General features: G+C 63.1%; 12 protein-coding genes and 1 pseudogene. 12 read left to right on the top strand and 1 reads right to left on the bottom strand.

Translation table 11 applies throughout. The annotated features are described in order from the left end of the window. The first annotated feature begins 258 nt into the window (after positions 1 to 258). The 10 genes from rpmI (at position 259) to AC1DWF_RS26825 (ending at position 8,689) form a co-directional block, all read left to right on the top strand. The gene (rpmI, locus tag AC1DWF_RS26870; protein WP_476786844.1) at positions 259 to 462 is read left to right on the top strand and encodes a 50S ribosomal protein L35; all 204 of its coding nucleotides are present in this window, start codon (positions 259 to 261) and stop codon (positions 460 to 462) included. Positions 463 to 499: 37 nt separating this feature from the next. After that, complete coding sequence (gene rplT / locus AC1DWF_RS26865; protein WP_214393008.1) at positions 500 to 901, top strand: 50S ribosomal protein L20; 402 nt, start codon at positions 500 to 502, stop codon at positions 899 to 901. A gap of 114 nt (positions 902 to 1,015) precedes the next feature. Next, the gene (gene pheS / locus AC1DWF_RS26860; RefSeq protein ID WP_476842247.1) at positions 1,016 to 2,101 is read left to right on the top strand and encodes a phenylalanine--tRNA ligase subunit alpha; all 1,086 of its coding nucleotides are present in this window, start codon (positions 1,016 to 1,018) and stop codon (positions 2,099 to 2,101) included. Next, the gene (locus tag AC1DWF_RS26855; RefSeq protein WP_476783338.1) at positions 2,098 to 2,529 is read left to right on the top strand and encodes an ASCH domain-containing protein; all 432 of its coding nucleotides are present in this window, start codon (positions 2,098 to 2,100) and stop codon (positions 2,527 to 2,529) included. Before pheS ends, AC1DWF_RS26855 begins: the two co-directional genes overlap by 4 nt. After that, positions 2,526 to 4,931 (top strand): phenylalanine--tRNA ligase subunit beta, encoded by a 2,406-nt coding sequence (gene pheT, locus AC1DWF_RS26850; protein ID WP_476783337.1) that lies wholly within the window; start codon positions 2,526 to 2,528, stop codon positions 4,929 to 4,931. The genes AC1DWF_RS26855 and pheT overlap by 4 nt, the downstream gene beginning before the upstream one ends. Before the next feature lie 16 nt (positions 4,932 to 4,947). Next, entirely contained in the window at positions 4,948 to 5,550 is a 603-nt protein-coding gene (locus tag AC1DWF_RS26845) for a nucleotidyltransferase family protein (RefSeq protein ID WP_476783336.1), read from the top strand. Between the two features lie 68 nt (positions 5,551 to 5,618). After that, positions 5,619 to 6,206 carry a cytochrome b gene (locus AC1DWF_RS26840; protein ID WP_476783335.1) on the top strand — a complete coding sequence of 196 codons (588 nt, stop codon included), beginning with the start codon at positions 5,619 to 5,621 and terminating at the stop codon, positions 6,204 to 6,206. Between the two features lie 66 nt (positions 6,207 to 6,272). Beyond that, a complete protein-coding gene (locus tag AC1DWF_RS26835; RefSeq protein WP_476783334.1) occupies positions 6,273 to 6,851 on the top strand; it encodes a YceI family protein in 579 nt (192 codons plus the stop codon). Between the two features lie 90 nt (positions 6,852 to 6,941). Then, entirely contained in the window at positions 6,942 to 7,928 is a 987-nt protein-coding gene (locus tag AC1DWF_RS26830) for a Gfo/Idh/MocA family protein (protein ID WP_476788206.1), read from the top strand. A gap of 71 nt (positions 7,929 to 7,999) precedes the next feature. Continuing rightward, the gene (locus tag AC1DWF_RS26825) at positions 8,000 to 8,689 is read left to right on the top strand and encodes a spermidine synthase (protein WP_476842246.1); all 690 of its coding nucleotides are present in this window, start codon (positions 8,000 to 8,002) and stop codon (positions 8,687 to 8,689) included. Here the strand turns inward: AC1DWF_RS26825 and AC1DWF_RS26820 are convergent. Next, complete coding sequence (locus AC1DWF_RS26820; RefSeq protein ID WP_476783331.1) at positions 8,686 to 9,492, bottom strand: undecaprenyl-diphosphate phosphatase; 807 nt, start codon at positions 9,490 to 9,492, stop codon at positions 8,686 to 8,688. The genes AC1DWF_RS26825 and AC1DWF_RS26820 overlap by 4 nt on opposite strands. Positions 9,493 to 9,653: 161 nt before the next feature. Between AC1DWF_RS26820 and AC1DWF_RS26815 the strand changes: the two genes are divergently transcribed. Next, positions 9,654 to 10,346: a glutathione S-transferase family protein gene (locus tag AC1DWF_RS26815; RefSeq protein ID WP_476788207.1), complete on the top strand. Its 693-nt coding sequence runs from the start codon at positions 9,654 to 9,656 to the stop codon at positions 10,344 to 10,346. Further along, positions 10,327 to 10,488, top strand: a pseudogene (locus tag AC1DWF_RS26810) (tRNA epoxyqueuosine(34) reductase QueG); the annotation flags it as partial. The gene AC1DWF_RS26815 and the pseudogene AC1DWF_RS26810, both read left to right, overlap by 20 nt.

Genomic DNA, 10,488 nt, shown 5'->3' with positions numbered 1-10,488 from the left:
ATAATGCCCAGATGACGGGCACGCTGCCGGTCCTGTTCCGCATTCCCTGAGCTTTGCGATTCATTGCATTTGCGCAGCGCCCAGGGTGTTGCGCATTGCACCACTTCCGCGTATATAGCCGCGTCCCAGAACCGCCCGGCAGGGCATGCCGTGGCGGTTCCATTTGCTTTTCGGGCTTTGGTCGGCCTGAAAACAACAACATGAGGGATTTCGCAAGCATCTCCGGGTGCCGAGGAATCCTAAGAACGGAGTAGCAAAATGCCCAAGATGAAGACCAAATCCGCTGCCAAGAAGCGGTTCAAGATCACCGGGACCGGCAAGGTCCTGGCGGCTGCCGCCGGCAAGCGCCATGGCATGATCAAGCGTTCCAACAAGTTTATTCGCGATGCCCGTGGCACGATGGTTCTGGCTGAACCGGACGCCAAGAAGGTCATCAAGAATTTTCTTCCGAACGGCCTCTGAGCCCTCGGTCTGGACAGCGTTTTAAGGAGATCATGACATGGCACGTGTAAAAAGGGGCGTAACGTCCCACGCCAAGCACAAGAAGGTTCTCGAGCAGGCCAAGGGTTTCTACGGCCGCCGCAAGAACACCATCCGCATTGCCAAGCAGGCGGTTGAGAAGTCGAAGCAGTACGCTTACCGCGACCGCAAGAACCGCAAGCGCAACTTCCGCGCCCTGTGGGTCCAGCGTATCAACGCAGCGGTCCGCGAGCATGGCCTGACATATGGCCGCTTCATCGACGGCCTGAACAAGGCCAACATCGAGATCGATCGCAAGATCCTCTCCGACATGGCCATCCACGAGCCCCAGGCATTTGCCGTGCTCGTTGCCAAGGCCAAGGTTGCTCTTGAGTACCTCAAGAACACCACCCCGAATGCTTTTGAAAGCGCTGTTGCTTAACCAGCGCCTTCCCAAGCATCACAGACTTGATTTGGGAAACCCGCGCTGGCACGGCTGGCGCGGGTTTTTCTTTGCAGCAACGAAGGGCCGTTTGGGCCGCAACGGAACTGGACCATGAGCGATCTTGAAACTCTCGAACAATCGCTGCTGAGCGACATCGCTTCCGCCTCCGACGAACAGGCCATCGAGGCGGTGCGAGTTGCCGCCCTCGGCAAGAAAGGCTCGGTCTCGGAGATGCTGAAGACGCTCGGCGCGATGAGCGCCGAAGAGCGCCAGACCAAGGGTCCGGCGATCAACGGCCTCAAGAACCGCGTCACCGATGCGCTCTCCGCTCGCAAGACCGAGCTGCGCGACGTAGCCATCACCGCGCGCCTGATTGCCGAAAAGGTCGACGTCACCTTGCCGGTGCGCCAGTCGCCGGCCGAGCGCGGCCGCATCCATCCGATCAGCCAGGTCATCGACGAGATCGCGGCGATCTTCGGCGATCTCGGCTTTGCCATTGCTGAAGGTCCCGATGTCGAGACCGATCACTACAATTTCACCGCGCTGAACTTCCCCGAGGGGCATCCGGCGCGCGAGATGCACGACACCTTCTTCTTCCCGCCTGACCAGAATGGCGAGCGCAAGCTTTTGCGCACCCACACCTCGCCGGTGCAGATCCGCACCATGGAGACGCAGAAGCCGCCGATCCGCATCGTCATTCCCGGCAAGACCTACCGGCAGGATTCGGACGCCACGCACTCGCCGATGTTCCATCAGGTCGAGGGTCTGGTGATCGACAAGACCGCCAACATCGCCAACATGAAGTGGGTGCTGGAAGAGTTCTGCAAGGCGTTCTTCGAGGTGCCGTCCGTCAAGATGCGCTTCCGCCCGTCCTTCTTCCCGTTCACCGAGCCGAGCCTCGAGGTCGACATCCAGTGCGACCGTTCGCGTCCCGGCGAAGTCCGCTTCGGCGAAGGCAACGACTGGATGGAGATCCTCGGTTGCGGCATGGTCCATCCGAACGTCCTGCGCCATGGCGGTCTCGATCCCGACGAGTATCAGGGTTTCGCCTGGGGCATGGGCATCGACCGCATCGCCATGCTGAAATACGGCATGCCCGATTTGCGCGCCTTCTTCGACGCCGATGTCCGCTGGCTCCAGCACTACGGCTTTAGGCCGCTCGACATKCCGACCTTGTTCGGTGGCCTGAGCGCATGATCGACGCTGCCGACCGATATGCCGGTGCGGTGACCTTCGCTTTCGGCGACAGCCCCGAGCTCGCCGACGAGCTGCTGGCGCTGATGCTGTCGGGCAAGAAGACCGCGACCTGCGGCGCCTTGCGCGACTACGGCGGCGACGAACCGGTGCCTGAAGTCGGCCGCCGCGACGTGGTGCTCGACGGCCAGGGCCGGCGTGCTGCCGTCATCGAGACCGTCGAAGCGATCCAGCGCCGCTTCGACGAAGTCGATGTCGAATTTGCTGCMGCGGAAGGCGAAGGTGACCTGTCCTATGAATACTGGCGTGAGGCCCACGAGGCATACTTCGCCCGCAATGGTGGCTTCTCGCCTGACATGATTTTGGTTTGTGAGCGGTTCCGCGTGGTGGAAGTGCTCGACCGCAACGACACGAAACGAGTGAACCCATGAAATTCACCCTCTCCTGGCTCAAGGACCATCTCGACACCGACGCTTCGCTCGAACAGATCGTCGAGCGGCTGACCTCGATCGGCCTCGAAGTCGAATCCGTCGACGACAAGGCGGCGCTCAAGCCCTTCGTCATCGCCAAGGTGCTGACGGCTGAGCGTCACCCCGACGCCGACAAGCTGCAGGTGCTGACAGTGGACACCGGCACGGGCACGCCTGTGCAGGTCGTCTGCGGTGCGCCCAATGCGCGTGCCGGTCTGGTTGGTGCCTTCGCCGCCCCCGGCGTTTACGTGCCCGGCATCGACGTCACGCTTTCCGTCGGCAAGATCCGCGGCGTCGAAAGCCACGGCATGATGTGCTCCGAGCGCGAATTGCAGCTCTCGGATGAGCACAACGGCATCATCGACCTGCCTGCCGATGCGCCGGTGGGCACGTCCTTCGCCGCTTACGCCAAGCTCGACGATCCGATGATCGAGATCAATTTGACGCCAAACCGTCCCGACGCCACCAGCGTTTATGGCATTGCCCGCGATCTCGCGGCGTCCGGTCTCGGCACGCTCAAGGACGGTGCTGTCGCGCCGATCGCCGGCGAAGGCGATTGCCCTGTCAAGGTGACGATCGAGGCCCCCGAGCTGTGCCCCGGCTTCGCGCTTCGCCTGGTGCGCGGCGTCAAGAACGGCCCCTCGCCCAAGTGGATGCAGCAGCGCCTGATCGCCATCGGCCTGCGCCCCATCAACGCGCTGGTCGACATCACCAACTACGTCACCTTCGACCGTGGCCGCCCATTGCATGTCTTCGATGCCAGCAAGGTCGCCGGCAATCTGGTCGTCCGCCGTGGCCGCGACGGCGACAAGGTGCTGGCGCTCGACGGGCGCGAATATGCGCCGACGTCAGAGATGTGCGTCATCGCTGACGACAATGGCGTCGAGTCGATTGCCGGCATCATGGGCGGCGAGCATTCCGGCTGCGACGAAAACACCACCGACGTGCTGATCGAGTCGGCACTTTGGGACCCGATCACCACGGCCCGCACCGGCCGCGCGCTCGGCATCATCACCGATGCGCGCTACCGCTTCGAGCGCGGCGTCGACCCCGAGTTCATGGTTCCGGGCGTCGAGCTGGCGACGAAACTCGTGCTCGAACTCTGCGGTGGTCAGCCGACCAGGACCGATGTCGTCGGCTATGCCGGCCACGCGGCCAAGGTCGTCTCCTTCCCGCTCAGCGAGGTCAAGCGCCTGACCGGCATCGACCTGCCGAAGGCCGAGAGCCTCGACATCCTGGTCCGCCTTGGTTTCGGCGTGAAGGGTGATGGCGATGTGGTCGATGTCACGGTTCCGTCCTGGCGCCCCGACGTCGACGGCAAGGCCGATCTGGTCGAAGAGGTCATGCGTATCCACGGCGTCGACAACATCGCGCCGCAGCCGCTTGGCGCGCACGACGCGGTCAACGGCAAGATCCTGACCACGCTGCAGATCCGTACCCGTGCTGCGCGCCGCGCGCTCGCCGTGCGCGGCATGATGGAGGCGGTCACCTGGTCGTTCATCCCGGCCAAGCACGCCGAGTTGTTCGGCGGCGGCCAGCCCAGCCTCAAGCTGTCGAACCCGATCGCAGCCGACATGTCCGACATGCGGCCATCGCTTTTGCCCGGCCTGATCGCCGCTGCCCAGCGCAACGCCGACCGTGGCCTCAGCGATGTCGCCCTGTTCGAGGTCTCGGGCACCTATGAGAGCGATACGGCAGACGGCCAGCGCCGCGTTGCATCAGGCGTTCGCCGCGGCACCGCCAAGCTCGAAGGCTCGGGCCGCAACTGGGCCGGCAATGCCGGCAATGTCGGCGTCTTCGACGCCAAGGCTGATGCGATCGCCGCACTCGAAGCCTGCGGCGCACCTGTCGACCGCCTGCAGATCGAAACCGGCGCGCCTGAATGGTACCACCCCGGCCGTTCCGGCGTGATCAAGCTCGGCCCCAAGGTCGTGCTCGGCACATTCGGCGAGTTCCACCCCAGGACGCTCGAAGGTCTCGACGTGTCGGGCCCGCTCTGCGGTTTCGAGGTTTACGTCGATGCCGTCCCGGAGCCCAAGGTCAAGCCGACCAAGACCAAGCCAAGGCTCGACCTGTCGGCCTTCCAGGCGGTCAAGCGCGACTTCGCCTTCGTCGTCGACAAGGCGGTCGAGGCCGGCACGCTGACGCGCGCGGCGCTTGCCGCCGACAAGAAGCTGATCACTGCCGTTTCGGTGTTCGATATCTTCGAGGGCGCGTCGCTTGGCGAAGGCAAGAAGTCGATCGCCATCGAGGTGTCGATCCAGCCGCAGGAAAAGACCCTGACTGACCAGGATTTCGAGGCACTTGCGACCCGTATCGTCGAGAACGTCAAGAAGCAGACCGGCGGCGCCCTCAGGAGCTGACAGGTTCGAGGCGGCGATGGACCACCTTCGCTATGCAGGCCTGCCGTTCGAAGAGCAACGGCAGGCCTTTTTTGATATCCTTCTGGCAGATCCGCTGGTGCGCGGAGCGCTCGAAGGGGCTGTGCGGCTGGCCTTGCCGCAATGGATGATCGTTTCGGGCGCGCTCTGCAACAGCGTCTGGAACTATCTGACCGGCCGCCCCGCCGGCTATGGCGTCAAGGATGTCGACCTGTTTTACTTCGACGGCTCGGACCTCTCATGGGAGGCTGAGGACGCTGCGATCCGGCAAGGTGCGGAGATGTTCGCGGACCTGCCGCTGCCGGTTGAAATCCGCAACCAGGCGCGCGTTCATCTCTGGTTCGAGCAGCATTTCGGCTATCCGCGCGCCCCGCTCCTGTCGAGCGCCGAATCCCTCGAACATTTCGCATCGCGCACCCATGCAGTCGGGCTGCGCTTGGCGCCCGGCGGAACGCCCGAACTTTGCGCCCCGTTCGGCCTGGACGACATCTTTTCGTTTCGCGTGTTGCCCAACCACCGCCATGACAATCGCCTCACCCACGAAACCAAGGGCCGGCGCGTAAAACAGATGTGGCCCGAGGTCTCGGTCATTGATTGGTGAGCAAGCCGGCCGGGCTTTTCCACTAAAGAGCTGGACGAAACGCGCCTGGAATTCGTTGTGCATCGGAGATGTCTTCCATGCTGCGCAACACGACCACGCGTTACGGCTGGGCCGCGATCGTCCTGCATTGGCTGATCGGCCTGATCTTTATCGGCCAGTTTGTGCTTGGCTGGACGATGACCCGCATCGCCAGCCAGCGCACCGCCTTCGAGCTGATCCAGCTGCACAAATCCTTCGGTTTCCTGCTGCTTGGGCTGGTTCTCATCCGAATTGGCTGGCGGCTTGCCAATCCAAGCCCCGAATTGCCTGACGAGGTCGGCCCGGCCGAACGCGCTGCGGCCCCAGCCGCTCATTTTCTGCTTTATGCGGCGCAGCTTGTCGTGCCGCTGTCGGGCTGGGCGCTGGTTTCCGTGTCGGTGCTCGAAATCCCGTCCATGCCATTCAACCTGTTCCTGATGCCCAATTTGCCGCTTGGGGTTTCCGAGCAGGCGGAGAATTTCTGGATCTTCAGCCACAAATGGCTGGCCTATGCCGCCATCGCGTTGGTCGTGCTGCACATTTTGGCGGCCCTGCGCCACCATTTCTGGCTGCGCGACGTCGTGTTGGCCAGGATGATTTCGCCTTTTGTCGCCAGCCGCGCGCGGAAGTCGGAATAGCCGCCCCGGCCAATACGTTGGTTCTGTGCGTGGCCAGCGAGCCGCGCCATCAGGGAGTACGATGAGATGTCTTTGCGTGTTCTTGGCGTTGCAAGCTTCTTGGCACTTGGTCTGATCGGCACTACCGCCTCGGCGGTGGCACTGTCCGATGCTGCCGGGCACTATGCCATCTCCGCCAATGGTTCGAGCATCCGCTTTGTCATCGGCAAGGTTGGTGGCGGCGGGTTGAACGGTGCCTTTGGTCATTTCTCGGGCAGCATCAGCATCGACGGCGGCGATATTGGCCGTTCGAAGGTCGACATCACCATCTATTCCGACAGCGTCGGCACGGGCGAAGGCCGCGTCGATGCGTTCTTGAAGTCGGACGCTGTCTTCGATGCCGCCAATTCGCGCCAGATCACCTTCCGCTCGACGTCAGTGCAGCGCACCAGCGACAATTCGGCCGTTGTCACCGGACAGCTGACCGCGCGTGGCCGTACCTCGACGGAGAAGTTTGAGGCACAGCTGCAGGGCTTGAAGAATGGGCAGCTTCATTTCCACGTCAGCGGCAAGGTGCTGCGGTCGCGTTATGGCATGGACGTCGGCACGCCGCTCTATTCCAACATCGTCGATTTCGAGATGAGTTTCGCGGCCCGCCGCGCCTGACCATCCCAATCTCCGCTGGCATTTTTCGCCCCTTTTGCGCACAGTTCGGGTTGGCGGCCGCCAGGGCCGAATTCAAGTATCGGAGGCGAGATGTTTCGTTGGGGCGTACTTTCGACAGCCAAGATCGGCCGTGAGCAGCTGCTGCCGGCGATCGCCGATTCCGACAATGGCGTGGTCGCTGCCATCGCCAGCCGCGACATCGCCAAGGCCAAGGCGCTGGCCGACCGCTTTGGCGCCCGCCACGCCTTCGGCTCCTATTACGAGCTGCTCGCGTCCGACGCGGTCGACGGCGTCTACATCCCGCTGCCGACCTCGCAGCATCTGGAATGGGCGGCGAAGGCGGCCGAAGCCGGCAAGCATGTGCTGGTCGAAAAGCCGCTGGCGCTCAAGGCTGACGACATCGCCCCGCTGATCGCCATCCGCGACCGCAAGAAGGTCATCGTTTCCGAGGCCTTCATGGTCACTTACCACCCGCAATGGCTCAAGGTGCGCGATCTGATCGCGTCGGGCGCCATCGGAAAGCTCAAGCATGTCCAGGGTGCGTTTTCCTATTTCAACGTCGACCCCAACAACATGCGCAACCAGCTCGACCTTGGCGGTGGCGCCCTGCCCGACATCGGCGTCTATCCGACGGTCACAACGCGGTTTTCGACTGGCAAGGAGCCACAACGGGTGCAGGCAAGCATCGAGCGCGACAAGAAATTCGGCACCGATATCTATTCCAGCGTGCGCGCCGATTTCGGCGATTTCGAGCTGTCCTTCTATCTCTCGACCCAGCTCGCCAACCGCCAGCTGATGGTCTTCCACGGCGACAAGGGTTTCATCGAAATCCACTCGCCCTTCAATGCCGGGCTCTACGACCATCACCGCGTCGAACTCCACAACGCCGGCCACAATGAAGCAACCGTGTTCCGCTTCCCCGGCACGCAGCAGTACCGGCTCGAGGTCGAGGCCTTTGTGCGCGCAGCACAAGGCGGCAAGGACCATGTATTTTCGCTCGAGGAATCGGTGCTCAACCAGAAGGTCATCGACGCGATTTTCCGCGCCGGCGAGCATGACGGCTGGGAGAAGGTTTAGGCGGGCCTTTCTGCCGTCGGGCATTTTTATGCTAGGGAGCGCGAAATGATCTCCCAATCCAAGAGTTGCCGATGATTCCCTGGTCCGTTCTCGACACCGCAAAGATCCCCGGTGGCGGCGAGGAGCTGCGCTTGAAGCAGCGCGGCCACGAGTTCTCGATCATGCTCGGCACCAACGAGCTGATGAACAGCCGCCTCAGCGGCTCGGAAAAGGCGCTGGCGACGCTGACCTCGGAGCGCATCCGCGACCGCKCCCGGCCCCAGATGCTGGTCGGCGGGCTCGGCATGGGCTTTACGCTGCGCGCCGCTCTGGTCGAGCTTGGCGCCAATGCCCGCATCGTCGTTGCCGAGCTGGTGCCCGAGGTCGTCGCCTGGGCGCGTGGGCCGATGGCGGAAATCTTTGCCGGTAGCCTCGACGACCCGCGCGTCGAAATCGTGGAGGACGATGTCGGCCGCGTCATTGGTGCCGCCAAGGCGACCTATGATGCTATCCTGCTCGATGTCGACAACGGCCCGGAAGGGTTGTCGCGCAAGGCGAATGACAGTCTCTACAGCCACGCCGGACTGGATGCCGCCCGCGCGGCGTTGCGTCCGGGCGGAATACTGGCGGTGTGGTCGCAAGGTCCCGACCGCAGCTTCACCCGGCGTCTTGAGGTCTGCGGCTTTGCCGTCGAGGAGGTCAAGGTCCGCGCCAACGGCAAGAGCGGCGCCCGCCATGTAATCTGGCTCGCAACAAATGGGGCAAAGGTGATGGGGCGTTAGCCCCACACCAGAAGCGCGATCATGCCGACGCCGCCAACCAGCAGACGCCACCAGCCAAACAGCGCATAACCATTGCGCGAAACGTAATCGAGCAGGTGCCGGACAACAAACAGCGCCGTGACGAAGGCGACGATGAAGCCGATACCGATCACCGGCAGGTCGGCCGCCGATAAGACGTCGCGGTTCTTGTAGAGATCGTAGGCGAATGCCCCAACCATGGTCGGCATGGCGAGGAAGAACGAGAACTCCGCCGCCGCCCGCTTTTCCACGCCCATCAAAAGCGAACCGACGATCGTCGCACCCGAGCGCGAGGTGCCGGGGATCATAGCCAGGCACTGGAACAGGCCGATCCTGAGATAGACCGACAGCGGAAACTTGGTGACGTCGCCATAGCGTGGCTTGAGGTCGAGCTTGTCGACGAACAACAGCACGATGCCGCCGAGGATCAGCATTGTGCAGATCAGCTTCGGCGATTCAAACAGCACCGTCTTGATGAAATCATGCGCCAAAGCGCCGATGATCGCCGCCGGCAGGAAGGCGATCAGGATGCCTGCGACAAAACGCTGGGTCTGGGGATCGCGCGGCAAGGTGATCAGCATCTGCCACAGCCGCGCCGAATAGACCGACAGGATCGCTAGGATCGCACCGAGCTGGATGAGGATCTCGAAGGTCTTGCCGGTCGAGTTGAAGCCAAGGAAATGCCCGGCGAGCAGGATATGGCCGGTCGAGGAGACCGGGATGAACTCTGTTAGCCCCTCGATCAAGCCGAGCAGAAGCGCATTGATGATTGTCTGGCTATCCATTCCAGTCCCCGCGAGGTGGTTCATTCGCGATTGCTTGTCATAGGGCGGAACTCACCCTATAGGTCGGTTCGCCCGAGAGCCCGGCGAGCCGGGTCCAGAAGCTCTAGCGGCGCGGCAACCGATTCGCCAGAGCGCCATCGATCACGAAATTTCGCAGGACCATGCTGACGCTTTTCCATCACCCAATGTTCGCGACATGCCGTTTCGTCCGCCTTGCGTTCGGCGAGTATGGCGAGGAGTTGGCGCTGATCGAGGAGAAGCCGTGGACGCGGCGCAAGGAGTTTTTGGCGCTCAATCCGGCTGGCACGCTGCCGGTGCTGCTCGCCGAGGGCGACGTGCCGATCGTCGGCGCGATGATCATTTCCGAATATATCGACGAGACGCGCGGCGTGCTGAAGCGCGAGCGCCGGCTGTTCGCCGAGGACCCGATGGAGCGCGCCGAAATCCGCCGCCTCACCGACTGGTATCTGACCAAGACCGAAAGCGAAGTCACCCGGCATCTGGTGCGCGAGCGGGTGTTGAAGCCGCACATGCCCGAATCGGCAGGCGGTGGCTCGCCCGATTCAGCCGCGATCCGTGCGGCCCGTGCCAACATCCGCCAGCACATGAAATACACCAACTGGCTTGCCGGCACGCGTCACTGGCTCGCAGGGCCACGTATCACCTATGCCGACCTTGCCGCTGCCGCCTCGCTATCCGTGCTCGACTATCTCGGCGAGATCGAATGGCGCGAATATTCCTCGGCGCGCGAATGGTACACCAGGGTCAAGTCGCGGCCATCCTTCCGGCCCCTGCTCACCGACCGGGTACGCGGCCTGACACCGGCATCGCATTATGCGGACCTCGATTTCTGATACGGCGCTGCGCCAGCTGATCGAGCGCGAAGCCAAACGCGCCGGCTTTGCCGCCGTCGCCGTCACGCGCCCAAACGCGATTCCGCTGGCCCCCGCCCGTCTGGCCCAGTTCGTCGATGAAGGCTTGCACGGCTCCATGGGC

It is taken from the genome of Aminobacter sp. P4_D5 (genome assembly GCF_056401815.1).
This window is presented reverse-complemented; position numbering and strand designations above follow the sequence as displayed.